This window comes from Vibrio sp. 378 (assembly GCF_033339435.1).
The window spans coordinates 12,990-39,567 of sequence record NZ_JAWOUO010000020.1 but is presented as its reverse complement, the minus strand read 5'-3'; the positions used below and the strand labels follow the sequence as shown (position 1 = coordinate 39,567).

The window sequence follows — 26,578 nt, the reverse complement described above, 5'->3', positions numbered from 1 at the left end:
ATCGAAGTTCAATTACTCCGGCTTAAAAATTCCGATCATTTCCTGATCTGAGTGTTTATTTTTCTCTACAGATTGTGGTTTACGCTGCTCTGTAAACTCACACTCGACACACTCAACTAATTCGATGTTATTTTCAATCCACCAGCGCAGGGTATCTTGCTGGCTGCAATTTGGGCAGCTAGCGCCGGCAATAAAACGTTTCTTGATTTTCACGCTATTTCCTTAGCTTGAGTCTTGGCTCAAGTACTACTTCCAATGATTAGGTGACTGATGGTCGCTCTCCATTTCACGACCAAATATTTCTTCTAGCTCTTTGCGGGCCTCTTTCGCCCTTTGAGCTAATTTCTTATCTTCATTGTGTTGAGGCAATAAGTCCTTAAGCATAGCATTATCCAACTTGCGAAAATGTGCTTCTGCCCGCTTTGCTTGATAAGGATGCATACCCAGTTCTACGAGCGCTTGGCGACCGAGATCTAGCGCCCCTAAAAATGTTTCACGAGAGTAATTCTCTACACCATGACTCATTAACTGGTAAGCCTCGACACGGCTTCTTGCTCGAGCTAACAACTTAAGTTTCGGGAAGTGCACGCGACAAATGTCCACGATGGCCATCACCTCATCAGGTGAATCAGTACAAATAACCAATGCTTCCGCTTTATCAGCGCCAGCTGCCCTCAATAGGTCAATTTGTGTAGCATCGCCATAAAACACTTTGTAACCATACTTACGTAATAGGTGGATTTGGCTGGCATCACTTTCTAATACTGTCACTTTGATTTTATTGGCATACATTAAACGTCCGACGATCTGACCGAAACGTCCAAAGCCTGCAATGATAACACGTGGTCGGCGATCCACGACTTTCGTGGTCATGCCCTCTTCTTCTTGATTCAGGGTATGAGCAAACCACTTCTTTTGTCCCATCAGCAAAAGAGGAGTCGTCACCATGGATAGACTGACCACCACCAACAGAAACGCCACTTGCTCTTTGGACAAAATGCCCTCTTGGCTCGCCGCGGTAAATATGACAAAGGCAAACTCACCGCCTTGGCTCAAAATTGCAGCCATACGGCTTCTCGCTTTGGCTCCGACACGGGCAGCTCTCGCCAATGCATACAAAACCAAACCCTTAACCACGACCAAAGCCACCACCGCACCGAGAATCTCTAAAGGGTGTAATGCCAATAACCCCAAGTTTACCGCCATGCCCACCGCAATAAAGAATAACCCCAACAACAGACCTTTAAATGGCTCGATAGCGATTTCCAGCTCATGGCGATACTCACTCTCTGCAAGCAAAACGCCTGCTAAAAAAGTCCCCAATGCCATCGAAAGGCCGAGCTTTTGCATCACGACCGAAATGCCAAGCACGACTAAAAGTGCAGCAACGGTAAAGAGCTCACGAACGCCGCTCATCACGACAAAACGAAATAGCGGACGTAGTAAAAAGTGACCACCAATCAACAGTGCTACCACACTGCCTAAAATAGTGAAGACATCCAACCAACTTCCACCACTATGCCCGCCTGCTAGCAAGGGCAACATCGCCAGCATCGGGATCACTGCAATATCTTGAAAGAGCAGCACCGCAAAACCAGATTGCCCCGTTTCGGTACCATTAAGCCCTTGCTCTTCAATGACTTTAAGCGCAATCGCCGTCGAGGACAGCGCCAACCCCATCCCGATCACCAAACTCACTTGCATGCTTACGCCAAACATACTGACGACACTACCAATCACGGCGGTCGTGACCACAACCTGCGCACCGCCTAAACCTAAAATCGGCCCTCGCATCTGCCACAATTTTTTAGGGTTTAATTCCAGCCCTATCAAAAACAGTAACAACACAACCCCAAGCTCGGCAAAATGCAAAATGGCATCAACGTCGCTAATTAAGCCAAGCCCCCATGGGCCAATCAACACACCAGCGAGTAAATAACCTAAAACCGAGCCAAGCCCAAGGCGCTGAGCAATCGGCACCGCAATAACCGCAGCCGAAAGAAAGACCACACTGCTTTGAAGAAACTCACTGGTGATCGCCATACTGACCTCCTCGATCTGCCGCTTGCCAGTTTTCAAGTGGGTTACTCAGCCATCCACGGTATAACTCGGCATGTTCGTAGCGTTCAATATCCGAAACATTTCTTGACCAATACAACACCAGAGGTTCAATCCAGTGCATTTGGCATAGAGCTGCCGTCAGTTCAAACGGTTGCAAGATTTGCTCAAGTGGGTATTTGTTGTACCCCTTCGCACTGAAGGCTTCTTCTTTACCACCTGTTGTAATGACACTGCGCCAGTATTTTCCTTCTAGCGCCGCACCTCCGCCAAACGCAAAGCCTTTACCTAACACTCGGTCTAGCCACTCTTTTAACAGGGCTGGACATGAATACATATAAAGTGGGTGGTGAAATACAATCACATCGTGAGCGAGTAACAACTCATGTTCGTAATTCACATCAATAAAGAAATCAGGGTAAACACCGTAAAGATCGTGCACAGTGACGTGATCAAGCGACTGAGCTTTTTTTATCATCACTTGATTGGCAATCGAGTTATGTGGCTCTGGATGAGCATAAATGACCAGAACTTTTGGGAGAATAGACGGTGCAACAGCCAAATGGTCGTCCTTGTGGTTATTTTTATCCGTTATCAAATTGTTATACTTTTTTGTACAGCATAATGCAATTAAAGCGAATCAATCGACTTTTCCGGCCAATACCCCTACTATTCACCGCTAGATATATACCCAAGTGGCTTTAAAAACGATTGAAACCACTTCGCTATGTAACCAAGCAACGCGCACTGCGCAAAGTGAATGAAAACTTTATGATTACCTTCTCTGATATTCAGTTACTGCGTGGCGGTAAACCTCTTTTAGACCAAGCTTCTGCGACTATTCACCCTGGCGATAAAGTCGGTCTTGTGGGCAAAAACGGCTGCGGTAAATCAACGCTGTTTGCCCTACTGAAAGATGAACTGTCAATTGATGCTGGCTCATTTAGCCAACCTCAACACTGGGAGTTGGCCTGGGTCGCACAGGAAACGCCTGCGCTAGAGCGCACTGCACTGGAATACGTCATTGATGGTGATCGCGAGTACCGCGCTCTCGAAAAGCAGTTAGCTGAAGCAGAAACACAAGACAACGGAACCCTAGTTGCCGAGATACACGGTAAAATTGAAACCATTGGTGGTTACAGCATTCGCGCTCGCGCGGCAGAACTGCTCGATGGTTTAGGGTTCAGCCAAGAGCAAATGAGTTGGAGTTTGACCCAATTCTCGGGTGGTTGGCGTATGCGTCTTAACTTGGCTCAAGCGCTATTGTGTCGTTCTGATCTACTGCTACTCGACGAACCAACCAACCACTTGGATTTGGACGCGGTAATGTGGTTAGAGCGTTGGCTACAAAACTACCCTGGCACGCTGATTCTGATCTCGCACGACCGAGACTTCCTTGATCCAATTGTTGGTCGCATCATTCACATCGAGAATCAGCAGCTGAACGAATACACGGGTAACTACTCGTCATTCGAAAACCAACGCGCACAAAAGATGGTGTTGCAACAAGCGATGTTTGAAAAGCAACAGAAGCAGATGTCGCACATGCAAAGCTACATCGACCGCTTCCGTTACAAAGCATCAAAAGCACGCCAAGCCCAAAGTCGTATCAAAGCTTTGGAGCGCATGGAAAAAGTACTGCCAGCTCAATTCGATAACCCATTTAGCTTTCAATTCCGTGAGCCAGCTGCGCTGCCAAACCCAATCATGATGATGGATGAAGTATCTGCAGGTTACGGTGACAACCTCATCTTAGAGAAGATCCGCTTAAACTTGGTTCCTGGCAGTCGTATTGGTCTACTCGGCCGTAATGGTGCGGGTAAATCGACCTTAATCAAGCTGCTCTCTGGTGAACTTAACGCGCAAGGTGGTGACCTAACTTACTCACAAGGCGTGAAAATTGGTTACTTCGCTCAGCACCAGTTAGAAACGCTTCATCCTGAAGAAACGCCGCTGCAACACATGATGCAAATCGCACCCGATCAAACCGAACAGCAGCTACGTGATTACCTAGGTAGCTTTGGCTTCCAAGGTGACAAAGCACTAGAAAAAGTTGCGCCGTTTTCTGGTGGCGAAAAAGCCCGTTTGGTATTGGCTTTAATTGTGTGGCAAAAGCCAAACCTGTTGCTACTTGATGAACCGACCAACCACTTAGACTTGGACATGCGCCAAGCACTTACGATGGCACTGCAAACATTCGAAGGTGCGATGGTGATTGTTTCGCACGACCGCTATTTACTGCGCGCTACGACCGATGACTTGTATTTAGTGCATGATCGACAAGTTGCTCCGTTCGACGGTGATTTAAATGACTATTATAAATGGTTAACCGAACAACAAAGAGCGGAACGCAAAGAAGCGCAGGCTGCGCAGCCAAGCAAAGATACGGCCAACAGCGCAGCTGCGAAGAAAGAGCAAAAACGTCGCGATGCAGAGTTTCGAAAACAGACAGCGCCAATTCGCAAAACGCTGACACAACTAGAAAATAAAATGGATAAGTTAGGTGCTGCACTGGCCGAAGCTGAAGAACAATTGGCGGACAACTCACTGTATGCGGCCGAAAATAAAGCTAAACTTAACCAAGTGCTGGCACTTCAAGCTTCCAGTAAAGCTGAGCTCGAAGAAATTGAAATGGAATGGATGTCTGCTCAAGAAACGTTGGAGCAGATGGAGCTAGAGTTTAATCAATGAGTAATCAACACGCTGAATACACACTCACCCTAGAACACCTTTGGCAGTTTAGTCTGCAATTTTATGGTGTGCGAGAAGTGAAAGAGGCGTGTTTATCATTACAGAACAACTACCACGGTAACGTGAACCTACTCCTGCTGCTCAGATGGCTCGATGAGCAGCAACTCATTTTCCAAGAAAAAGACTGGCCCTTGGTGCAAGACTGTCTAGGTAGGAGCGAAACTTTACTTCACTCCTTTCGCGACCTTCGTCGCCACCTTAAGTCTCAAGTCAATGACGCTTTGTATCGTGAGACCTTGCAGTTTGAGCTGCAACTAGAAAAGCAGCAACAAGCGGATTTGGTGGACTGCATTAACTCACTTGCACTACTCAAAAATGATGGTGACCCACTGACGTTGAGATACTGTCGTCAACTCGGTGGGGAGCATTTGCAGCAAGCCTTTGCTATTCCGGTGCCAAACATTCAACCACCAAAACGCCCATAAATCTGTAGAATACCTATAATCTTTATAAAGGATTATATTAATAAGTTCTTCAACGGACACCGAAGGACCGCATAAGAGCAGTTAGGTATGACACAATTTTTCGCAGCCGCCGGGATCAAAAACCCGCATCTCCAAACGCTTTTGCCGCGTTTTATTCGCAAAAAAGCGTTATTTACGCCGATTTGGCAAACCCTCGATACATCCGATGGCGACTTTCTCGATCTCGCGTGGAGCGAGGACCCAACCCAAGAGCCTGCACAAAAAAAGCCGATTTTTGTTTTATTTCATGGGTTAGAGGGGTGCTTCTATAGCCCTTATGCCAATGGGCTAATGAATGCATTTGCTCAATCTGGATGGCTGTCGGTGATGATGCATTTTCGTGGCTGCAGCGGTAAACCAAACAAAAAAGCACGAGCTTATCACTCGGGAGAAGTGATGGATGCTCGTTACTTCCTAGAGCACCTTGAACAACGTTTTCCTGATAATCCCAAAGTTGCAGTTGGTATTTCTCTTGGCGGTAACATGTTGGCGAATTATTTAGCCCAATATAAAGACCACCCTATTTTGAATGCAGCGACTATTATCTCAGCGCCTTTAGACCTAGCGGCGTGTGCGAACCGTATAGAACAAGGCTTTTCAAAAGTGTATCGCCGTTACCTGCTTTCTTCACTGAAACGTAACGCGTTACAAAAGCATCATCTACTGCATGGTGAGCTTGCGCTGTCCTACAACTCAATAAAACGTGTCACAAGATTGTATGAATTCGATGATTTGATCACGGCACCACTGCACGGTTTTAAAGACGCACAAGATTATTACGATCAATGTTCTGGCTTAAGTAAACTACAGCAAATCACGCTACCCACACTGATCATCCATGCCAAAGACGATCCGTTCATGACCGATGATGTGATACCGAAGTTTGTTTTGCCAGATAACATTGATTACCGTCTCTTTGAACACGGTGGCCATGTTGGCTTCCTAACAGGAACGGCGTTAAAACCTAAGTTTTGGTTGGAGGAAGCGCTGCCCGCGTATTACGAAAGTATCGCCGCAGATTACCTTTCTGCTGTATCCAAGCAACGAACGCAGTAAACTAGCCGCTCATCATAAAAGTTAGAGGTATTTATGATCATTCCATGGCAAGACATTGCGCCGGAAACATTGGAAAACTTAATTCGTGAATTCGTCTTACGCGAAGGAACGGATTACGGAACCGTTGAGGTTTCTTTGCAAGACAAAATTGATCAAGTTAAAGCTCAATTGGAAAAAGGTGAAGCGGTTATCGTGTTCTCTGAGCTACACGAAACCGTCGATATTCAACATAAAACAAAATTTTAGACCCTTCACATTTTACCGTATCCCACTCGATGACAAGGTATTGTTACGTGCTATAGTGGGATATCGACCGTGCAGTAGTAACTCTACTGCACATTACAGGTAAGTAATTTTCGACAAGGTTTGTCATGTCAGCTAAACACCCAATTATTGCGGTTACTGGTTCGTCCGGTGCCGGCACGACCACTACATCTGAAGCCTTCCGTAAAATGTTCAATATGATGAACGTTAAACCCGCATGGGTTGAAGGCGATAGCTTCCATCGCTTTACTCGCCCAGAAATGGACATCGAAATTCGCAAAGCCCGCGAGCAAGGTCGACACATTAGCTACTTTGGCCCACAAGCTAATGACTTCCCGGGATTAGAAGAGTTTTTCCGTAAGTTCGGGCATGATGGTACTGGCAGCGTGCGCCGTTATCTGCACACGTTTGACGAAGCGGTTCCCTACAATCAAATGCCAGGCACGTTTACACCGTGGCAAGACTTACCCGAAAACAGCGACGTGCTGTTTTATGAAGGGTTACATGGTGGCGTGGTCGATGGCGATGTTAATGTTGCTCAACATGTGGATTTCTTAATTGGCATGGTGCCGATTGTGAACTTAGAGTGGATCCAAAAATTCGTACGTGACACTCGCGATCGCGGCCATTCGCGTGAAGCGGTAATGGACTCAATCGTGCGATCCATGGACGATTACCTCAACTATATCACTCCGCAGTTTTCTCGTACTCACATCAACTTCCAGCGCGTACCGACCGTTGATACTTCCAACCCACTTAATGCAAAAGGCATCCCTAGTTTGGATGAGAGTTTTGTGGTGATTCGCCTACGCGGTATCAAGAATGTCGACTTCCCATATCTGCTGGCCATGATTGATGGCTCATTCATGTCACGCCACAACACGATTGTCGTACCCGGCGGTAAGATGAGCTTTGCAATGGAGCTCATAGTTCGGCCTATCCTACAACAGCTCATCGAAACAGGGAAAATTGGCTAAAAACCTGCCTGCGAAGATGTTTACTTTTCATACCGTGATCATGTGCACAGTTTTGCTTACAAAATCTCAATCATGGCACGATTAAAATCAAGAAATCGTTTTCGAAAAAGGATACTATTTCTTACCGAAACACAAGAGAGCTTGCAGCATATAAAAAGTGCTCTTATTCTAGTAGGCCTAATTCAGGCTTAGCTAAAATATGGATAGCGCAAGCGTACCCTGCAGAGGAAGTGAGATATTATGGTTCTAGGTAAACCTCAAACCGACCCAACATTAGAGTGGTTTCTTTCACACTGTCATATTCATAAGTACCCTTCAAAGAGCACGCTAATTCACGCGGGCGAAAAGGCAGAAACTTTGTACTACATCGTTAAAGGTTCTGTTGCGGTTCTTATCAAAGACGAAGAAGGTAAGGAGATGATCCTTTCTTACCTAAACCAAGGAGACTTTATTGGTGAACTTGGTCTATTCGAGGAAGACCAAGAGCGCACAGCTTGGGTTCGTGCTAAATCTCCTTGTGAAGTTGCTGAAATTTCTTTCAAGAAGTTCCGTCAGCTTATCCAAGTAAACCCAGACATCCTAATGCGTCTTTCTGCGCAGATGGCTCGTCGTCTTCAAGTAACTAGCCAAAAAGTGGGTGACCTGGCGTTCCTAGACGTAACTGGTCGTATCGCTCAGACGCTTCTGAACCTTGCAAAACAACCAGACGCAATGACTCACCCAGACGGCATGCAAATAAAGATCACTCGTCAAGAAATCGGTCAAATTGTTGGCTGTTCTCGTGAGACAGTAGGTCGTATCTTGAAGATGCTAGAAGAGCAGAACCTAATCTCTGCTCACGGTAAAACCATCGTGGTTTACGGTACTCGTTAATCTCGAACTAGAGTGACACGAACAAAATTATAAAAGCCACCAATGGCAACATTGGTGGCTTTTTATTTGCTCATGACCAAATGAGATAGGGTGCAGCGAACACTAATGAGTAAGCTTAACAGGTTAACCCTAAAACTTAGCCATTCGTACTTTCAAAGATTTTGTCAGCTGAAGCAGCCACGAAACCTGGGTACAAATCACCATTTTCCATCGGATAGCGCTTAGCAAATTCATAAAACCCGCCAGGGATAATTTCAGTGCCTTCGCTAAAACGAACCGCTACTTTATCTGCCATGGTCGATGACTGCTCTAGCAACACCTCAGGAGTGCCCTTCACTTCACCACCATTTTCATTAATGGTAAACCCAGCGGTACGCAGATGATTGTTTACCTGCTTCACTTCTTCATATTCATTGAGCTGGTTAACGCTCACCGTGAAGTGGTTTGCTCCGTAACCATGCGCCGCAAGCCAAGATGCGTACTCACTTTCTTTAGCCAACGTTTGGTAATCAGCAAAGCTTAAATCCCACAAGCGTCCACCATGTAAGAATGCGCTATCGTTCAGCTTGTCAGCATCGACTTGTGCCACCAAATTTTTCACAATCTCTTGTAGCTCAGGCGAGCACTCTTCAACTTTTAGCTCACTAATAAATACTTTAGGTTGCTTCGGATCTGGGTGCTCATAGTGCTTAGCAACCAGCTTTTTGCTTTCGAAAACGTAATCACCACACGCCTTGTAACCAATAGCTACAAATGGCTTAGCTAGAGTTTCAATACCAAGAGGCGCGATATTGAAGGTACGTAAAGCTATATGATCATTAATCAGAGGCTCATCTTCTTGAAGCAGCTGATGCACTTTAGCAGCCGAAGGGCAAAGACGTTGAATGTAATCTTGCCATAGCGATTCAAATAACACATCGGGCGTCATAACGACTCCTTGTTACGAGATGTAGAGTTTAAAGGTAAGCGGAAGTTGGCTGCTCGTTCACAACAAGAGTTGTCCAGAATAATGAACGAGCAACCATCAACCTGTGACGGTAAATGCCAGTCAGTCAACACGCTTTTCCGAGTCTTTGCTCACTTTTCGTGTTCTGCCAACGATCACTACAACCCATACCTAAATGATGCGCCGGCAAGGTGAGCCGCAATGCATAGTTGCGACTCTATAATAAAAACTTATAGCGCTACACCTGGACTCAATGTTGCAGGCAAGACAGTTTCTTGACCTTCCATTGATGCCATTGGGTACGCACAGTAATCTGCTGCGTAGTAAGCGCTTGGGCGCAAGTTACCCGACGCCCCCGGACCACCAAATGGCGCATCACCGCTTGCACCAGTGAGCTGGCGGTTACGGTTCACGATACCTGCACGAATGTGGTCAACGAAGTATTCCCACTCTTGGTCGTCGGTTGAAACCAAACCAGCAGATAAGCCAAAGCGCGTATCGTTTGCTAGCGCCACGGCTTTATCTAATCCTTCGTAGCGCACCACTTGCAGAAGTGGGCCGAAGTATTCTTCATCTGGTAACTCAGCAATGTTCGTTACATCAATGATGCCAGGAGAAACAAACGCCGCCTCTCCTGCTTTCGCTTCAATCAAGCTTTCACCGCCAAGAGACTGTAGATTAGCTTGTGCGTCAAGAATAAACTTGGCTGCCGCGACCGAAATTTGCGGTCCCATAAATGGCGCAGGTTCTGCAAATGGTTGGTCTACGCGAATATTGCGTGTCGCTTCAACGAGTTTGGTGATAAGCGCATCGCCTTTTTCACCCAATGGCACATACAAACGACGAGCACACGTACAACGCTGCCCAGCACTGATAAACGCTGACTGGATGATGGTGTAAACCGTGGCATCCAAATCACCATATTTATCAGAGATCACCATCGGGTTATTACCACCCATTTCTAGTGCGAGCATCTTGCCCGGTTGACCCGCAAATTGACGGTGTAATACATGCCCCGTATTTGCGCTACCCGTAAACAGTACGCCATCGATGCCTTTTGCGTCAGCGAGCGCGATACCAGTTTCTTTCGCGCCTTGAACAAGGTTAATCACGCCTTTCGGCAGACCGGCTTCTTCCCATAGCTTCATTGCCAATTCACCCGTCCATGGCGTTTGCTCAGACGGTTTGAAGACTACCGTGTTACCAGCCAGTAGCGCAGGCACAATGTGACCATTTGGTAGGTGGCCTGGGAAGTTGTAAGGACCAAACACCGCCATCACGCCCAATGGGCGGTGGCGCAATACGATTTGGTTGCCTGCTGCTTCACGGCTCGCCTCACCAGTGCGGTCATGATAAGCGCGAATCGAAATGGCAATTTTACCTGCCATTGCCGCTGCTTCAGTGCGCGTTTCCCAAATTGGCTTACCAGTTTCTTTGGCAATGACTTCGGCGATTTTTTCGCTGTTCTCTTTTACTTTCTCCGCAAAAGCCAACACGATTGCCTCACGCTCTGAAAATGGGCGCTTTTTCCAGTCAATAAACGCTTCACGCGCTGCAGATACCGCCTGGTTCACCTGCTCTGCCGTTGCACCTTTGCCTTGCCAGATCACTTCTTGGTTGTACGGCGACAGAGACGTAAATGCTTCACCCTGACCTTGTACCCATTCACCTGCAATCCAATGTGTCATTGTTTCTATCCTTAAATTCTGTCGTCTGTTACTGCGGAAGAAGGCGAACGAAATCCCCTTCTTCAACCGAAAGTGCATCCGCAACGTCTGGTGCGATCATTACGCTCTGTGTCTCTGCGTCATACGCCGCCTTAGTGACTGTCGCACGGAAGTTCTCGAAAGATGAATTACACATCAAGAAGTCTTGTGTGCTGGAATGTTCAGAGATTTTGACTTGCGCGCGGAATGAATGACGTACCGACTCAATATTACGCAGATCACACTCAACCGTTGGGCCACCATCGAAGATGTCGACGTAGCCTCGGTTGGTAAAACCTTCACGCTCAAGCAGCTTCAGCGCTGGACGCGTGTTATCATGTACTTGACCAATCACGGCTTGCGCTTCTGGGCTGAGCAGGTTGATGTAAATAGGCAGTTTCGGCATCAAGTCGGCGATAAAGCCTTTCTTGCCGATACCTGTCAGGTAATCTGCAAGCGTGAAATCGATAGAGAAGAAATGCTCTTGAAGCCATTGCCAGAATGGTGAATTACCCTCGTCGTCTGAAACGCCACGCATCTCCGCAAAGATCGTTTCAGAGAAGCGCTCTGGGTGCTCTGCCATCATTAGGAAACGACACTTCGACATTAGACGACCATTCAGACCTTGGCGGAATTTCTCACGCAAGAACAAGGTACAAATTTCGCTGTTACCCGTGTAGTTATTACCAAAAGTAAGCAGTTTAACGACGTTGTTAACGCCAAGCTTTGGCGACGAGTGCACGACTTTACTAATGTGATATGAGTAAAATGGGACATCCCAGCCGATAGATGCTTCGATTCCGGTGGTACCCGCAACCTCACCCGTTTCAGAGTCAAAGCCAACCATCAGGTAGCCTTCATCGCCTGGTTCTGCCACATCTGGCTTACCAAAGCTGTACTCTGAATGTTTGATTCGATTGGTTAACAGTTCTTCGTTAACCGGTAGAGATGTAAATCCGTGACCAGACTCCACCGCACAAGTGTGCAGTGCGTCGTAATCCGACATCGCGATAGGGCGAACTACTAGCATCAATACTCCCTCCAGATGCAAGAAGATCCTAACTATATTGTAGGAACAATTCCCCCTATCAGAGATCCTTGACGGGGGTGTCTGCGTTGACGTTTAAACTGATATCGCGCTTAAACTAAAGTCGCGATCGCTTTATCCAGTTTCGCCAAGCCTTCTTCAATTTCTTGTTGTGTGATAACGAGTGATGGTGTGAAACGTACGACATTGGCACCCGCAACCAATACCATGAGACCTTGTTTACCTGCAGCAACCAGCACGTCACGCGCACGGCCTTGCCATTCTTCATTTAGTGCAGCGCCAAGTAATAGGCCTTGACCGCGCACTTCTGAGAAGATGTTGTACTTCGCGTTGATCTTCTCTAGACCTTCACGGAACATTGCTTCGCGTTCTAGCACACCAGCCAACACCTCGGGCTTAGTAACTTCATTTACAACCGCTTCTGCAACCGCACACGCTAGTGGGTTACCGCCATATGTAGAACCGTGAGTGCCCACTTTCATGTGCTCTGCCAATTTTGCTGTCGTTAGCATTGCACCGATTGGGAAACCGCCACCAAGTGATTTCGCAGTACTTAGAATATCTGGCGTGATACCTAAACCTTGGTAAGCGTAGAAGTTACCTGTACGGCCATTACCAGTTTGCACTTCATCGAAGATCAGTAAGGCGTTGTGTTTGTCACACAGCTCGCGAACCGCTTGAGCGAACTCAGGCGTTGGTGGCACGATGCCGCCTTCACCTTGTAGTGGCTCCATCATGACCGCACAAGTACGATCAGACATGTGCGCTTGTAAAGCTTCGATATCGTTGTAAGGAAGGTGTGTCACGTCGCCTGGCTTAGGACCGAAGCCGTCAGAGTATGCCGCTTGGCCACCAACCGTTACGGTAAAGAATGTACGACCGTGGAAACCTTGTTTGAATGCAATGATTTCAGATTTCTCAGTGCCATAAACGTCTGCTGCATAACGACGTGCCAGCTTCAAAGCGGCTTCGTTTGCTTCTGCGCCAGAGTTAGCAAAGAACACACGCTCAGCAAAACTCACTTCTGTTAGCTTTTTCGCCAGACGAAGGGCTGGTTCGTTCGTCATAACGTTACTTAAGTGCCAAAGCTTGTTAGCTTGCTCTGTTAGTGCGTTTACCATTACTGGATGACAATGGCCAAGACAGCTCACTGCAATACCACCAGCAAAGTCGATGTATTCATTACCTTCCTGATCCCAAACACGTGAACCTTCACCTTTAACAGGGATCATTTCCATCGGGTTATAGCAAGGTACCATTACCTCATCGAATAAACCGCGCTCTACTTTAATTTCCGTTGTCATTGCACATTCCTTCTTGATACCGCATGCGTAGCAGATAAGCGAATTTAACCGGCTCTCTTTGCCAGCAAATAATGTTTTGCATTTAAGCTATTGCGGCATTGTATTTACATTTAATTAACCATTTCAATAGTGATTTATTCTTTTCGTTCTCGAAAGCAACTTCCATTAATCACTGCTTATGACTATTTATGCATCAAGAAAGTAAAATAGAGAAGTGATTTTTTATAAATGTTATGTAATACAGGGGATAGAAGGTTTAAAAAGACATGAATAGACAAAGAGACTCGAGAGAATCGCATAGTTTTGCAATCCGCTCACCTCAGCAAAAAGATGAATGATTTGTTAAGAAAAGTGATCGCGATCAGATCGCTTTGCGTGCTAAAAAGTTCGCAAGCAACTCGTGACCTTGCTCAGTTTTGATTGATTCTGGGTGGAACTGCACCGCATCAATTGGCAAGGCTTTATGTTGGTAACCCATTATTTCATCCATGCTTCCGTCCGGCAGTTCTGTCCATGCAGTCAGTTCAAACACGTCGGGTAAAGTACCGTTTTTCACCACAAGAGAGTGATAACGGGTTACCGTGAGTGGGTTATTCAGATTTTTAAACACACTACGACCGTTATGACGAATCGGTGAGGTCTTACCGTGCATCACTTGTCGTGCACGTACCACTTCACCCCCAAACACTTGCGCTATCGCTTGATGGCCAAGGCAAACACCCAATATTGGAAGCTTACCAGCGAAGTGTTCTATCGCTTTCAGTGAAATACCTGCTTCGTTCGGCGTACATGGCCCTGGCGAGATCACCAAATGAGTTGGGTTGAGCGCCTCAATGCCTTGGATATTGATTTCATCGTTACGCACCACCTTTACGTCTGCACCAAGCTCGCAGAAGTATTGGTAAAGGTTGTAGGTAAAAGAGTCGTAGTTATCGATGATCAACAACATAAAGGGTCGGTTGCTCCAATCCGTTTTGGCAATGCTTACGTAGTGAATCGCCACGTTCGTGACAATCAAGGGCGGTATTTTGCTATACCAAGCAAGAAAGGCAAGTTTTTGCTGAATAAAAAGGCCAGCATAGGCTGGCCTTTGGTCTTTACAGCTATTTAGGAACTGTTTGTCAGGAAGTAAATTCGCTTAGCGGCGACGACGGAATAAGCCGAGACCTAGCAGCGCAAATAGAGCACCAAAACCAAACGAACCACCATCTGAATCCTTCGACCCTTCTGTTCCAGCTTCAGTTTGCGTCATTGAAACATCACGAACAGAGCTAAACTTCACGATATTACCTGTCGAGTCAGTCACTTTCTCTTCTAACTGATAATTACCTTGCTCTGGCGTTTGTTCAAACTCAATATTCACGCTACGCGCATCAATATCAGCTTGAACTAAAGTTTGGCTAGCCGAGTAAGCTTTCGTATCGCTGCTTGCCGCAGCCGCTTGTGTGGATGGCGTTAAGTTCACCGTAACAATATCGCCCACAACCGCCGTTGGTGGTAAACGGACATCGACGGCTAAGTTGTCACCTGCTTTCGGTAAATCGATGTCATCATCTGGTAAATCAATCGCGATGATCACTGGATCGTGGTCAGAGGCAGAGAACGCATCTTTGTACTTCGGCATATCACCTGTGTACTTGCTGCTGTATTCGAACAAGTTACTCTCTAGTGAGTTGATGTGCCAATCTTCAATTGCTACCACTTTTTGCGCTAGGCTGCTGCTTGCCAATGCGTGGTCCAAATTACCCAGCTCGCCCGAATAGGTGTAAGAAAACGTATCAGTGCCGTGCAGCAACGTGTTTAAGTTGTGCAGACCGTAACCTTTTTCAATTTTGGTCTTCTCTACTTGAAGTTCACCATCACCAATGGTTGTGTAAGCAGCAGTATAAATGTCACGGCCGTATTTCTCTTTCGAGTAATCAGTCAGTGTCAGAAGTGGGTCTTCCATGCCATAAGCATTGAGGTCGCCCATGAGCAATACATCGCCTTTCACCTCTTTCAACGCTTCACCCACTGCGTGCGCAGCAGAAACGCGGAAGTTGTTACAGTTGCCTTGCAGATCCGCTGGCTCAGAATCTTCTACACCAGCAATCCACTCTTCAATACACTCAGAGCCTTTCGACTTAAAGTGGTTTACGACAATAGACAAATCTTCACCCGTCTCTTTCACCGTAAAGGTCTGAAGTAGACTGTGGCGTTGGTACTTATCGTAAGCAGGGTTACTTTCTGTGCCCTCTTTACGAGTAATTGTGTTTTCTGCAATGTGCTGCTCTGGCGTGATGATCACTTTTGCAGCGTCTTTTGGCGTTACTGCGTTAGCACGATATAAAATCGCCACCATGATCGCATCACTGCCAAAGTATTCGTCTTGGTATTTGTCTTGCTCTTCGATTTCGACATACGTGTAATGATCTTCAGCGTCATCAATCTCAGCATTTAGGGCATCAACTAAGTTTTGGATAGCACTGCCATCACCAAAGCCGTTGTTTTCCACTTCCATCAAACCAATGATGTCAGCGTCCATCTTGTTCATCGCCGCAACGATTTTCGCTTGTTGGATCAGGAACTCATCTAGGTTAGTCGCACCACGGTTTTGTCCAGTTGGGTTTTCATGGCCACTGTCAGCCACAGAGTTGAAGTAGTTCAGTACGTTGAAGCTGGCGATACGCAAATCTGAGTCCGCAATCGCTGGAGCATCTTTACGAGCCACGTCGAAGCCTTCATCTGAAGTCACGAAGTTGGTGTTATCGACTTCATTGGTCGCAATCAGGCGGTATTCATTGTAGCTGTAAGCCACCACGCCCTGCAGACCTTCTACTCGCGAACCAAGGCGAATGTGCTGCTCAGAAGAGCCATCTTGGTCTGCATCTTTCGCAAAATCTGGGTAGTAAGGGATTTGGCCGTTTGGTGCTTTGCCATCAGATTCTAGGTATACGCGGTTCGCTGCGTTGTCTTTTGCTAGCTCAACGGCTGCATCGCTCTCTGCTGCGTGCAATTGAGTCGGCTTAAACAATGGCGCTTCATGAGACAACATCATGTTGTTACGACGTGAATCGTAGTCGTAAGAGAAGTTGCGAGTTACAAACAGGTCACTTGCCGAAGTTAGTTCAACTTGCATGCCTTCATGACGCTCTAGCGCATCACGTAGTGTTTCACCTTCTTTGATAACAAGATCGGTAACTCGAGGAATATCCGATGTGCCTGTTTTCACATAGCTGTTAGCATCAGAAGCTAGCTGAGTATTGCTGTAGTACTCTTGAACTTTACCTTTAACACAAACAACGTCACCAGCTTTTAGCTCCGTGTCTGCCGCGTCAGTATGAATGAACAAGCCTTCTGAGGTCTTGTCGTTGTTGTCGCTTTCTAATGCTTGTAGGTAGAAACCTTTGGTTAGGCCAGTGGTAACAGCAGTCACGACACCCGTTACGAAATGATCTTCGTCAGTAATGTATGGGTAACCATCAATGAATGGAGACGTATCGCCTTCACCTTGAATATCTTGGATGGTAGTGAAGTTAGGTTGCTGACCGTCGACTTCACAAGCGAATGGTGCTGGTGGCTCAGTCGCATTTAGCTCACCAAGGCCGTCAATGTTGTCTTTCTCAAATGCCGTCCACTGAGATGCATCATAAGTAGCAGAAGGGGTTAGTGCATCACTGTTACGAACTAATGTGGTGTCTTTACCAAAATCTACGTCACCCATCACACCGATGATGTCGTGCACTTCACCATCTTTAAGCAGTGCGATCGGGTCGTCACCGTTAAAGTTCGCAACGCTTTTATCTGTGATATCCGAGACAGCTTTGATGGTATCGCTCGCGTCACCATGCGCCAGTACATACACTTGGTTAGCTTGTAGCGTCACTTGGCTAAGGTCGAATGTGCTACCCCAAGTACCACCACCGTTTGATGATTTCGCCAACTCGTAGCCAGTGAGTGTCACCGCAGTATCACCCGTATTAGCGATCTCTACCGCTTTATTATAAGCGCCGCCTTCTACGTATTGGGAAATAATAATCTCTGCGTTCGCGTTTGCACTAAGTGCACTGGCGATGGTTAATGCGAGTATTGAGGGTTTGATTAACGTGTCCATTGTCATACCTGATATTTATGTAAATGCAAACTTAGCTCTGGTTAGAGCCTGCCATTTGCGTCTACTATCAGGTTTATTTATGAAATAAATAAGAATGAGTAATTAAAGCCGTGAAATGAATCACATGTGAATATAAGAAAATATGCCAGAGCATCCCATTCAAACATTTTTTGTAATAAATACAGAGCGCTATTGATAAACAAGTCAGAATTTAGATTGATTACTCAGTTTACTTTTTCACTTCATGTTAAGGAGTAGAAAATACATCACTTGTTGAGTTGCTTATTAACCCAACCGTTCCGTTACAAATAAAAAATATAATTAGTCACTAATTTAGAATGCTTTAATTTTCACTTGTATCACTGTTCAGCCCAAGAATCTATTACTCGCTTCGTTCTCTCTTATACAGGCCCCTCATACTTCAAAGTTTTCATGATTTATTCAATAACTTTTCATTACTCACTAGCCAAAAACATACACAAAAGATATAACACCTGCGCGAGACAATAAGATCTCATTAGCTGTAAACCCAGGAACGACAAATGAAAAAAATTCAACGCAGTGTGCTAGCTCTCTCCCTACTTGGCTTGATAGCGGGGTGTCAGTTGACCGCCAGTGAGCCACTTCAACCTACGGCGAATCAAGACATCATCGAATCAGCCAAAAATGAACTGGATGGTATTGAAGAGCTAGAAGTCAGTGACGAGGGTGTTATTACCTTTACTCAGCGTCTAAGAACGCCAGGAACCTACTGGATTCCAGCGAGAATTAAAGAACTCAGCTACGATATATCATGCGTACAGCTTAGTTACTTCATTGATAGAGGCATGGTTGTGAAGTCTGCCTTTCTAGGGGCTCGAGGACGTGTTGAATATTACGACATGGAACGCTGTATGAAAGACACACCATTTCAGTAATACAGGCATAAAAAAAGCTCCACCAAAGTGGAGCTTTTTCGTATTCGTTCTTAGCAACTATGGGCGAGCTACAAAACCTACTGCTTCGTATGCTTTCTTAAGCGTTTCAGCCGCTCGTGCCGAGGCTTTCTCAGCGCCTTGCTGCATTACCTCGTCCATGTAAGCACGATCAGCGCGAATACGGTGATATTCTGCTTGAATTGGCTCAAGCATTGCTACAACTGCCTCACCAACATCTTTCTTAAATGGGCCATACATTTCTACGCCTTGGTACTTCGCTTCAATCTCTTCGAAGCTCATGCCTGTCGCCGCGGAGTACAGACCCATTAGGTTAGCAATGCCCGCCTTGTTCTCGATATCATGACGGATACTTGGTGGCGTTTCGGTATCGGTTTGCGCTTTGTTGATCTTCTTAAGGATCGACTTAGGCTCTTCCAGCAGCGTGATAACGTTCTTACGGTTGTCATCAGATTTAGACATCTTCTTCGTTGCATCTTGAAGGCTCATTACACGCGCATTTACTGTCGGAATGTAAGGCTCTGGAACTTGGAAGATTGGCTGCTCTGGCGAGTAAATATTGTTGAAACGCGTTGCGATATCGCGCGCTAATTCTAGATGTTGCTTCTGGTCACTGCCTACAGGTACTTGGTGTGCACCGTAAAGCAAAATGTCAGCCGCCATCAACACCGGGTAGTCAAATAGACCGACGTTTACGTCATTCGCGTAACGTGCCGATTTGTCTTTAAACTGAGTCATACGGCTCAGCTCACCCATTTGAGTGTAGCAGTTAAGAAGCCAACCTAATTGAGCATGCTCTGGTACATGTGACTGAACAAATAGCGTGCTCTTCTTCGGGTCAACACCAACTGCCAGACAAATTGCCAGTGCGTCTAGAGTTGCTTCATGCAGCGCTTTAGGGTCCTGACGAACCGTAATCGCGTGAAGGTCTACCACACAATATTGGCAATCATAATCGTCTTGCATCTGCTGCCATTGACGTAGAGCACCCAAGTAGTTACCGATACTTAGTTCACCTGAAGGTTGAACACCACTCAATACAATGGGTTTGCTCATTAGAATGATTCCTTTGACTTCTTAATCTAATTAAATGAAAAAAACCGTGCAGTAATAGGTGCACGGTTTACTCAGTGTACTCATTAACGAGTATTTTGGAAGCTCTTTTGTAGCCGTTATGCAGAAACCGCTACAACGTCCAATAATTCTGCCAAACTGTCAGCGACGAAATCTGGATTTGATGCTGAAATAGGTTCACCGTGGTTGTAACCATATGTCAGACCAAATGAGGCACAGCCTGCATTCTTTGCTGCGAGAATATCGTTTTTCGAGTCGCCAACCATCAGCATTTCACTTGGTTGGATTTGGTGCTTTTCCATTAGCCAGTTCAATGCTACTGGGTTTGGTTTTTTCTCTGGGAATGCATCACCGCCAAGGACATCAACGAAGTATTTTGCGATGTCGTGCTTTTCCAAAACGTCAGGCACAAACTTTGAAGGTTTGTTGGTCACCAACGCCATAACAAAGCCCGCTTTGTGCAGCTCTGCTAGTGTCTCTTTTACCGTTGGGTAAAGATGACTTAGCTTGTGACCGCTTTGCTCGTAGTAATCATCAAACAATACACGCGCTTTAGCACGAAGCTCTTCACTCAGCTCCGGGTTGATGGTCAGGCTTTGGCTTAATGAGCGACCAATAAGCACGTCTGCGCCGTTACCCACGTAATCACGAACTTGTTCTTCTGAAACCGATGGAAAGCCAAGCGCCTGTACTGCTTGGTCTGCCGCGACAGCTAGATCTGGCACGCTATCAAGCAAAGTGCCATCTAGATCGAAGGCGATGAATTTAATGTCTTGTTGAGTCATAACTTCCCTGAGGATTTTTATTTATAAATCGGTGAAAACGACAAAGGATGGCACCCCATCCTTTGTTTTTATCATTATGTCTGATTCGACAGTAACTGTTTGTTTCGTCGTTACTTTGCAGCAATACGCTGACGAACTGCCTCAAACAAACAGATGCCGGATGCCACAGATACGTTCAAGCTTGAAACGCTACCAGCCATTGGGATCTTAATCAAATCGTCGCAGGTTTCACGAGTCAGACGACGCATACCGTCACCTTCTGCCCCCATTACGATAGCAAGGGGTCCAGTCAGTTTTGCTTGGTAGATGTCGTGCGTTGCTTCGCCCGCCGTACCAACAAACCAGATACCTTGCTCTTGCAGTGTACGCATAGTACGAGCCAAGTTAGTCACTCGGATCAATGGCACGACTTCAGCTGCACCACAAGCCACTTTGCTTACGGTTGCGTTCATCGGTGCAGAACGATCTTTCGGTACGATGATCGCCGCAGCACCTGCCGCATCTGCGTTACGTAAACACGCACCAAGATTGTGTGGATCGGTCACGCCGTCTAACACTAATAGCAGTGGTGATTCGTGCTGCGCCAGGATGTCATCTATATCGTTCTCATTCAGCTGCTTCGCTGGTTTCACACGAGCGATGATGCCTTGGTGATTTGCACCGCGCGCTTTGTCATCCAAGGTTTTACGTGTCATCTGCTGAATAGAAACACCACAAACCTGAAGATCATTTAGGATTGGCATTAGGCGATCATCTTGACGACCTTTTAAAACGTACGCCTCGATAAAACGCTCTGGTTCGCGCTCCAATACCGCCTTCACTGCGTGAATGCCGTAGATAAATTCGTTACTCATTGTTTAACCTGTTGTTCTGGTCGTATTGCCTGCGCCAACCAAGTTTGAACTAAGTTGGCGCTTCAACCTACTACTGCGCTTCTTTTTTAGTGCGCTTGGTTTTCTTCGGCTTACTGTGCGGCTTCTTTTTACGTGCTTTTTTCACTTTAGGCTTCTCGTTGCCTTCGGCGTCACCACGTTTTGGGCCATTACGCTTACTCGTTGCGCCCGTTTCTTCTGGGCGTTTAGTTGGCTCTATCGCAGGAACTGCACGAGCCGCGCCACCTTCCTTCGATGAAGAGCGAGTCGCAGCGCGTTTTTTATCTTTCGCTTTGCGTTTTGCTTCCGCTGCGCGTTTCTTCGCAGTCTTACCTTCGCCGCGTAGCTTACGACTTGTTTCGACCAATTCAAAGTCAATTTGCTTATCATCGAGGTTAACAGCCAGTACTTTTACTTTTACTGCATCACCTAAGCGGTAGATGTTACCGAAACTTTCACCAATAAGTCGTTGACCAATCGGGTCAAATTGATAGTAGTCGTTCGCAAGGGTAGAAATATGTACCAAACCATCGATGTGCAAATCCGTTAAACGTACAAAGAAGCCAAAGCTAGTGACATTAGCAATAACACCGTCTAGTTCGTCACCGACGTGGTCTTGCATATATTCACACTTCAGCCAATCCGCAACATCACGTGTTGCATCATCAGCACGGCGCTCTGTCATCGAACATTGTTCGCCGTAAAAATCCATGTCGTCAAACGAGTAATGATAGCCACCTGTTGGTGTCCAGCGATCTTGATTACGACCTTCTTCTTTAGCAATCAGATACTTGATTGCACGGTGAAGTAACAAGTCAGGGTAACGACGAATTGGCGACGTAAAGTGCGCATAGCGTTTCAATGCCAACCCAAAGTGCCCCGCGTTATCTGCGTTGTATACCGCTTGCTTCATTGAGCGTAGCAGCATGGTCTGAATCAACTCTTGATCTTGACGCCCGGAGATTTGACGTGCGAGATCAGCATAGTCCGTTGGTGAAGGCTCTAAACCACCTTTTAGCTCAAGACCAAGTTCACTTAAGAAGTCACGGAAACCTTGCAGGCGTAATTCACCTGGAGATTCGTGGATACGATAAAGCGCGGGCTCTTTCGCTTTTTCTACCAGCGATGCCGAAGCAATGTTGGCTAAAATCATACATTCTTCGATGATCTTATGCGCGTCATTACGAATTACTGGCTCAATGCTTTCGATTTTACGTTCCGCATTGAAAATAAATTTGGTTTCAACGGTTTCAAATTCGATTGCACCGCGTTGATCGCGTGCTTCTTTCAGCACTTTGTACATCTTGTGCAACTCTTCTAGATGAGAAACAAGCGGCTGGTAGCGCTCACGTAGTTCTTCATCCCCTTCTAGAATCGCGCTCACTTTGCTATATGTGAGACGAGCGTGCGAGTTCATCACCGCCTCGTAATGCTTGTAACCAGACAGCTTACCGGTATCAGAAATGGTCATTTCGCACACCATACACAAGCGATCTACTTGCGGGTTGAGCGAACATAGGCCGTTCGATAGTACTTCTGGCAACATCGGCACAACTTGCGACGGGAAATATACTGAGTTACCACGATTGATCGCTTCTTTGTCCAACGCAGAGTCAGGACGAACGTAGTAACTGACGTCAGCAATCGCTACCCATAAACGCCAACCACCTTCTTTGTTCTTTTCACAGTAAACGGCATCATCAAAGTCTCGTGCGTCTTCGCCGTCAATGGTCACTAGTGGCAAATCACGTAGATCCACACGACCAACTTTCGCTTCTTCTGGTACTTCTTCGCCTAAGTTTTCGATTTGTTTATCGACGGCTTCTGGCCATTCGTGAGGGATTTGGTGTGTACGAATCGCAATTTGTGTTTCCATACCTGGTGCCATGTTTTCACCAAGGACTTCAACCACTTTACCCATCATGCCGCGTGAGCGTGAGCCACGATCAGTAATTTCAATTACGACTACGTTACCCATGCGTGCACCCGCTTTGTGCTCATTTGGGATCAGGATATCTTGGCTGATACGCGAGTCATCTGGGACAACATAGGAGTATCCATATTCAAGGAAGAAACGACCAACGATTTGATCATTGCGCTCCTCTAGCACACGCACCAAACGTCCTTCACGGCGGCCGCGCTTGCTGTTGTCTGTCGGTTGCACTAAGACAAAATCACCGTGGATGATGTTCTTCATCTGATGGTGCGGTAACAGAATATCATCATCCTTGCCGACGCTGCCTTCTGGACGTACCCAACCATGGCCATCACGATGACCAATCACGTAACCTTTCACCATTTCAAGTTTTTCAGGCAATGCATAGCACTGACGGCGGGTAAACACCAGTTGGCCATCTCGCTCCATCGCACGTAGCCGACGACGCAACCCTTCGTATTGCTCTTCGCCCTCAAGCTTTAGTGCCTCAAACAAGTCGTTACGATTCATTGGAACGCCCGCTTGCTCTAGAAACTCGATGATAAACTCTCGGCTTGGAATTGGATTTTCGTAATTTTTGGATTCACGATCTGCAAAAGGATCGTTTGGAATATTGTCTGACATAGGCACGCCTATCTAGCAAGGAAGGTATATGGCTAGTATATCTGAGTCTCTCGATAAGCTACAGAATTGCTTTGAAAAAAGAATGATCGAGATCGACTCTAGGCATGCAAATGAGTTAAGGACGAGCCAGCAAGATCAAAAGTTCAGAATTGTCACTGAGCAAGGATTCAATCGTGCAATCATCCAACTCCGCCAGGAAGGCACTTTTTGCTTTCGCCAATTTATCTTTGAGGCGGCAAGCAGGGGTAATATGGCAAAAATCCACACCACAGTTGACTAAATCTAACGGCTCTAAATCGCGCACAACACCACCGACTGTGATTTCAGACGCTGGCTTCATCAGCCGGATACCACCGTTTTTTCCGCGCACGGTATGGACATAACCCAACTGCCCTAACCGATTGATAACTTTAACCATATGGTTACGTGACACACCAAATAAATCCGTCACTTCGGTAATGCTGGTTAACTCATCTTCCGGCAACGAAGCCAAGAAAATTAAGGTTCTCAACGCATAATCAGTGAAACTAGTTAACTGCATATTCTCTCCCAAAGTGCGACTCAATAACCCGCTGGTGGTGCTAAAACCCCAAACTTGAGCTATCGATAAAAGTGTAAATCTTTTCTTGATCGAAAGATACATTTGAGATACAACTTTAAACATGCATTATAAATACAACTTAAAGTAGGAAGCCCTTATGCTCAGCAATCAAACTATCGAGATCGTCAAAGCGACCGCACCACTCATCGCCGAAACAGGACCAAAACTGACCGCGCACTTTTACGAGCGTATGTTAACTCATAACCCTGAGTTGAAAGATATTTTTAACATGAGTAACCAGCGTAACGGCGATCAGCGTGAAGCATTATTCAACGCTATCTGTGCCTATGCTGCCAATATTGAAAATTTGCCAGCTCTGCTTGGCGCAGTAGAGAAAATTGCGCATAAGCACACGAGCTTTTTGATCACAGAAGATCAGTACCAAATCGTTGGTAAGCATTTACTTGCAACAATCGATGAGCTTTTTAATCCAGGTCAAGAGGTGTTGGATGCTTGGGCTGAGGCTTACGGCGTACTTGCGAATGTATTTATTCAGCGCGAAGAACATATTTACCAACAAAATGAAGCTTTGGAAGGCGGCTGGCGCGGTCTACGCGAATTTGAATTAGTCGATAAAAAGATTGAGAGCAAACACATTTGCAGCTTTGTGTTCAAGCCAACCGATGGCCAAAAAGTGGCGCCGTATAAACCGGGACAATACCTTGGCATCTACATCAACAGTGACCAGTTAGAAAACCAAGAAATTCGCCAATATAGCCTGTCTTCTGCGGTCCAAGAGAACACCTACCGTATCTCAGTAAAACGTGAAGAAGGCGGAAAAGTGTCGAACTACCTGCACGATAGCCTGAACATTGGCGAAAAAGTGCAGCTTGCAGCCCCTGCCGGTGATTTCTTTATGGATGCCGAACCACAAACACCCGTTGTTCTAATTTCTGCTGGTGTGGGACTTACTCCAACGCTGTCAATGCTAGAAAGTCTCTCAGCACATCAAGCACCTGTAACTTGGGTTCATGCAACCGAAAATGGCCAACAGCATGCTTTCAAGCAACACGTAAACCAACTCGTTGCAGAAAAAGAAAATATGAACGCGCTCGTTTGGTATAACCAACCAACGGCAGAAGACAAGCTAGGTGAAGACTTCCACTTCACGGGCTTTGTCAATCTGTATGAAATTGAAGCTGCATTAAAGCAAGATAACGTGCAGGTATACTTCTGTGGTCCTGTAGGATTTATGCAGCACGTAGCGAAACAGCTATTAGAACTTGGCGTACCAGAAGAGCAATTCCATTACGAATGCTTCGGTCCACACAAAGTGGTTTAAGCGCTACCAACTATCGGGAAAACAACAAAGCCCACGTGACGTGGGCTTTGTTGTATGAAGTTGTTTGCAATATTGAAGCGTTACCAAAAGGTGTCTCGCCGTTTAGCTCGAGCAATAACGTTTTGTGGCATGCGCTGTTCAAGGCCGTTTCTCAATACAGTTATGCGCTTATGCTGCCGCTTATCTGCTGTGACAGAGTTATATAACCAACGATACGCATCTTCGTAATCGAGTGGACTGCCATAATCACGTAAAAGCAACTCGGCCAGATGAATACGCGCGTTTAGGTTTCCCATTGACGCAGCTTCTCGCAAATATGGAATTGCACGTTCTTTATCTTGCTGTACTAAAGTGCCACGCGAATAGTATCGGCCAATCTGCTCTAGTGCAGCAGGTAACCCCTGATGCGCTGCATTTTCGATGTAGTAAAGACCCAGTTCGACATCTTGCTCGACACACACCCCCCAAGCCAACATATCTCCGTACAGAAATTCATAAGCGGGTAAGTTAATTCGAGTCGCACGAGCTACGATATCCTCCACCAGCTGGCAGTTATCAGCGCGCACACGTTGTAAGTGCTTATTTTGCTCAATAAGCTTTATCAGCTCTGCTTCGGTATAGATCGGAACTGGTGTCCCCACATCAGCAACATTGGCTTTCACTGTGGTAGCAACCAAGGTCAACAACAGTGAAGCAGCCACTGTTCGTAACTTCATAAACGTACCCTTAAGGTATCTAAGAAACCAAAGATCGGTGAAGGATCTCCTCTGCTTGATAACCTTATCGGCAAAAAACAGCTAAGCTTTAGACAATTTTTGCCTCTGATTTAGGCTCAGCGGCAAAAGCTTGCCATATGAGAGTCACGCTGTTTTTGTTCAGATACAAAAAAGCCGACCAGAAGGTCGGCTTTTGCAATCTTTAACGGCTAT

The 26,578-nt window shown here is 46.2% G+C and carries 23 protein-coding genes; 8 read left to right on the top strand and 15 right to left on the bottom strand.

Annotation, left to right across the window (positions count from 1 at the left end; translation table 11 throughout):
* Positions 1–12: 12 nt before the first annotated feature.
* From R7Q48_RS22075 to kefG, 3 genes are read right to left on the bottom strand one after another with little or no spacing between them, the layout of a single operon-like run.
* Positions 13–213 carry a YheV family putative zinc ribbon protein gene (locus R7Q48_RS22075; protein WP_005381449.1) on the bottom strand — a complete coding sequence of 67 codons (201 nt, stop codon included), beginning with the start codon at positions 211–213 and terminating at the stop codon, positions 13–15.
* Positions 214–246: 33 nt separating this feature from the next.
* On the bottom strand, positions 247–2,043 hold the full coding sequence (gene kefB / locus R7Q48_RS22070) for a glutathione-regulated potassium-efflux system protein KefB (RefSeq protein ID WP_005382809.1): 1,797 nt from the start codon (positions 2,041–2,043) through the stop codon (positions 247–249).
* On the bottom strand, positions 2,027–2,620 hold the full coding sequence (kefG, locus tag R7Q48_RS22065) for a glutathione-regulated potassium-efflux system ancillary protein KefG (protein WP_005381444.1): 594 nt from the start codon (positions 2,618–2,620) through the stop codon (positions 2,027–2,029). Before kefG ends, kefB begins: the two co-directional genes overlap by 17 nt.
* Before the next feature lie 209 nt (positions 2,621–2,829).
* On the opposite strand from kefG, the gene R7Q48_RS22060 reads away from it, so the two are divergent.
* The 6 genes from R7Q48_RS22060 (at position 2,830) to crp (ending at position 8,443) form a co-directional block, all read left to right on the top strand.
* A complete protein-coding gene (locus R7Q48_RS22060) occupies positions 2,830–4,749 on the top strand; it encodes an ABC transporter ATP-binding protein (RefSeq protein ID WP_042523641.1) in 1,920 nt (639 codons plus the stop codon).
* Positions 4,746–5,234 carry a TIGR02444 family protein gene (locus R7Q48_RS22055; RefSeq protein ID WP_033907158.1) on the top strand — a complete coding sequence of 163 codons (489 nt, stop codon included), beginning with the start codon at positions 4,746–4,748 and terminating at the stop codon, positions 5,232–5,234. Before R7Q48_RS22060 ends, R7Q48_RS22055 begins: the two co-directional genes overlap by 4 nt.
* A gap of 87 nt (positions 5,235–5,321) precedes the next feature.
* Entirely contained in the window at positions 5,322–6,329 is a 1,008-nt protein-coding gene (locus R7Q48_RS22050) for a hydrolase (RefSeq protein WP_064377067.1), read from the top strand.
* 33 nt (positions 6,330–6,362) lie between these two features.
* Positions 6,363–6,575 carry a YheU family protein gene (locus R7Q48_RS22045; RefSeq protein ID WP_005382815.1) on the top strand — a complete coding sequence of 71 codons (213 nt, stop codon included), beginning with the start codon at positions 6,363–6,365 and terminating at the stop codon, positions 6,573–6,575.
* A gap of 125 nt (positions 6,576–6,700) precedes the next feature.
* Complete coding sequence (locus tag R7Q48_RS22040) at positions 6,701–7,570, top strand: phosphoribulokinase (protein WP_005381434.1); 870 nt, start codon at positions 6,701–6,703, stop codon at positions 7,568–7,570.
* 240 nt (positions 7,571–7,810) lie between these two features.
* The gene (crp, locus tag R7Q48_RS22035; protein WP_005381432.1) at positions 7,811–8,443 is read left to right on the top strand and encodes a cAMP-activated global transcriptional regulator CRP; all 633 of its coding nucleotides are present in this window, start codon (positions 7,811–7,813) and stop codon (positions 8,441–8,443) included.
* Between the two features lie 136 nt (positions 8,444–8,579).
* Here the strand turns inward: crp and R7Q48_RS22030 are convergent, their stop codons facing one another.
* The 6 genes from R7Q48_RS22030 to R7Q48_RS22005 all read right to left on the bottom strand — a co-directional run bounded on the left by R7Q48_RS22030 (position 8,580) and on the right by R7Q48_RS22005 (position 17,540).
* Entirely contained in the window at positions 8,580–9,371 is a 792-nt protein-coding gene (locus tag R7Q48_RS22030) for a DUF1338 domain-containing protein (protein ID WP_213898828.1), read from the bottom strand.
* A gap of 248 nt (positions 9,372–9,619) precedes the next feature.
* On the bottom strand, positions 9,620–11,077 hold the full coding sequence (astD, locus tag R7Q48_RS22025; protein ID WP_005381424.1) for a succinylglutamate-semialdehyde dehydrogenase: 1,458 nt from the start codon (positions 11,075–11,077) through the stop codon (positions 9,620–9,622).
* Positions 11,078–11,105: 28 nt separating this feature from the next.
* Entirely contained in the window at positions 11,106–12,125 is a 1,020-nt protein-coding gene (gene astA, locus R7Q48_RS22020) for an arginine N-succinyltransferase (RefSeq protein WP_005381422.1), read from the bottom strand.
* A 110-nt stretch (positions 12,126–12,235) separates the two neighbouring features.
* Positions 12,236–13,447: an aspartate aminotransferase family protein gene (locus R7Q48_RS22015; protein ID WP_213973474.1), complete on the bottom strand. Its 1,212-nt coding sequence runs from the start codon at positions 13,445–13,447 to the stop codon at positions 12,236–12,238.
* A gap of 361 nt (positions 13,448–13,808) precedes the next feature.
* Positions 13,809–14,396 carry an aminodeoxychorismate/anthranilate synthase component II gene (locus tag R7Q48_RS22010; RefSeq protein ID WP_213973489.1) on the bottom strand — a complete coding sequence of 196 codons (588 nt, stop codon included), beginning with the start codon at positions 14,394–14,396 and terminating at the stop codon, positions 13,809–13,811.
* Between the two features lie 189 nt (positions 14,397–14,585).
* On the bottom strand, positions 14,586–17,540 hold the full coding sequence (locus tag R7Q48_RS22005) for an ExeM/NucH family extracellular endonuclease (protein ID WP_318132440.1): 2,955 nt from the start codon (positions 17,538–17,540) through the stop codon (positions 14,586–14,588).
* 542 nt (positions 17,541–18,082) lie between these two features.
* Here R7Q48_RS22005 and R7Q48_RS22000 point away from each other — a divergent pair.
* Entirely contained in the window at positions 18,083–18,457 is a 375-nt protein-coding gene (locus R7Q48_RS22000; RefSeq protein ID WP_005381401.1) for a hypothetical protein, read from the top strand.
* A 57-nt stretch (positions 18,458–18,514) separates the two neighbouring features.
* On the opposite strand, the gene trpS is transcribed toward R7Q48_RS22000, so the two are convergent.
* The 5 genes from trpS to nsrR form a co-directional block, all read right to left on the bottom strand.
* A complete protein-coding gene (gene trpS / locus R7Q48_RS21995) occupies positions 18,515–19,531 on the bottom strand; it encodes a tryptophan--tRNA ligase (protein WP_005381398.1) in 1,017 nt (338 codons plus the stop codon).
* Between the two features lie 116 nt (positions 19,532–19,647).
* A complete protein-coding gene (locus tag R7Q48_RS21990) occupies positions 19,648–20,334 on the bottom strand; it encodes a phosphoglycolate phosphatase (RefSeq protein WP_005382834.1) in 687 nt (228 codons plus the stop codon).
* Between the two features lie 110 nt (positions 20,335–20,444).
* Complete coding sequence (gene rlmB / locus R7Q48_RS21985) at positions 20,445–21,188, bottom strand: 23S rRNA (guanosine(2251)-2'-O)-methyltransferase RlmB (protein WP_017633733.1); 744 nt, start codon at positions 21,186–21,188, stop codon at positions 20,445–20,447.
* Positions 21,189–21,258: 70 nt separating this feature from the next.
* The gene (gene rnr, locus R7Q48_RS21980; protein ID WP_017821742.1) at positions 21,259–23,766 is read right to left on the bottom strand and encodes a ribonuclease R; all 2,508 of its coding nucleotides are present in this window, start codon (positions 23,764–23,766) and stop codon (positions 21,259–21,261) included.
* Between the two features lie 115 nt (positions 23,767–23,881).
* Positions 23,882–24,307, bottom strand: a complete 426-nt coding sequence (nsrR, locus tag R7Q48_RS21975; protein WP_005381392.1) for a nitric oxide-sensing transcriptional repressor NsrR — start codon at positions 24,305–24,307, stop codon at positions 23,882–23,884.
* Between the two features lie 157 nt (positions 24,308–24,464).
* Between nsrR and hmpA the strand changes: the two genes are divergently transcribed.
* Positions 24,465–25,649, top strand: a complete 1,185-nt coding sequence (gene hmpA, locus R7Q48_RS21970) for an NO-inducible flavohemoprotein (RefSeq protein ID WP_318132439.1) — start codon at positions 24,465–24,467, stop codon at positions 25,647–25,649.
* A gap of 80 nt (positions 25,650–25,729) precedes the next feature.
* Here hmpA and motX read toward each other — a convergent pair whose 3' ends face one another.
* Positions 25,730–26,365, bottom strand: a complete 636-nt coding sequence (motX, locus tag R7Q48_RS21965) for a flagellar protein MotX (RefSeq protein ID WP_167415495.1) — start codon at positions 26,363–26,365, stop codon at positions 25,730–25,732.
* Positions 26,366–26,578: the final 213 nt, after the last annotated feature.

Bases quoted from the DNA above. Each gene is read 5' to 3' on its own strand.
- kefB (WP_005382809.1), bottom strand. From the start codon at position 2,043: ATGGCGATCACCAGTGAGTTTCTTCAAAGCAGTGTGGTCTTTCTTTCG.
- R7Q48_RS22060 (WP_042523641.1), top strand. From the start codon at position 2,830: ATGATTACCTTCTCTGATATTCAGTTACTGCGTGGCGGTAAACCTCTT.
- R7Q48_RS22055 (WP_033907158.1), top strand. From the start codon at position 4,746: ATGAGTAATCAACACGCTGAATACACACTCACCCTAGAACACCTTTGG.
- R7Q48_RS22050 (WP_064377067.1), top strand. From the start codon at position 5,322: ATGACACAATTTTTCGCAGCCGCCGGGATCAAAAACCCGCATCTCCAA.
- R7Q48_RS22045 (WP_005382815.1), top strand. From the start codon at position 6,363: ATGATCATTCCATGGCAAGACATTGCGCCGGAAACATTGGAAAACTTA.
- R7Q48_RS22040 (WP_005381434.1), top strand. From the start codon at position 6,701: ATGTCAGCTAAACACCCAATTATTGCGGTTACTGGTTCGTCCGGTGCC.
- crp (WP_005381432.1), top strand. From the start codon at position 7,811: ATGGTTCTAGGTAAACCTCAAACCGACCCAACATTAGAGTGGTTTCTT.
- R7Q48_RS22030 (WP_213898828.1), bottom strand. From the start codon at position 9,371: ATGACGCCCGATGTGTTATTTGAATCGCTATGGCAAGATTACATTCAA.
- astD (WP_005381424.1), bottom strand. From the start codon at position 11,077: ATGACACATTGGATTGCAGGTGAATGGGTACAAGGTCAGGGTGAAGCA.
- astA (WP_005381422.1), bottom strand. From the start codon at position 12,125: ATGCTAGTAGTTCGCCCTATCGCGATGTCGGATTACGACGCACTGCAC.
- R7Q48_RS22015 (WP_213973474.1), bottom strand. From the start codon at position 13,447: ATGACAACGGAAATTAAAGTAGAGCGCGGTTTATTCGATGAGGTAATG.
- R7Q48_RS22010 (WP_213973489.1), bottom strand. From the start codon at position 14,396: ATGTTGTTGATCATCGATAACTACGACTCTTTTACCTACAACCTTTAC.
- R7Q48_RS22005 (WP_318132440.1), bottom strand. From the start codon at position 17,540: ATGGACACGTTAATCAAACCCTCAATACTCGCATTAACCATCGCCAGT.
- R7Q48_RS22000 (WP_005381401.1), top strand. From the start codon at position 18,083: ATGAAAAAAATTCAACGCAGTGTGCTAGCTCTCTCCCTACTTGGCTTG.
- trpS (WP_005381398.1), bottom strand. From the start codon at position 19,531: ATGAGCAAACCCATTGTATTGAGTGGTGTTCAACCTTCAGGTGAACTA.
- R7Q48_RS21990 (WP_005382834.1), bottom strand. From the start codon at position 20,334: ATGACTCAACAAGACATTAAATTCATCGCCTTCGATCTAGATGGCACT.
- rlmB (WP_017633733.1), bottom strand. From the start codon at position 21,188: ATGAGTAACGAATTTATCTACGGCATTCACGCAGTGAAGGCGGTATTG.
- rnr (WP_017821742.1), bottom strand. From the start codon at position 23,766: ATGTCAGACAATATTCCAAACGATCCTTTTGCAGATCGTGAATCCAAA.
- nsrR (WP_005381392.1), bottom strand. From the start codon at position 24,307: ATGCAGTTAACTAGTTTCACTGATTATGCGTTGAGAACCTTAATTTTC.
- hmpA (WP_318132439.1), top strand. From the start codon at position 24,465: ATGCTCAGCAATCAAACTATCGAGATCGTCAAAGCGACCGCACCACTC.
- motX (WP_167415495.1), bottom strand. From the start codon at position 26,365: ATGAAGTTACGAACAGTGGCTGCTTCACTGTTGTTGACCTTGGTTGCT.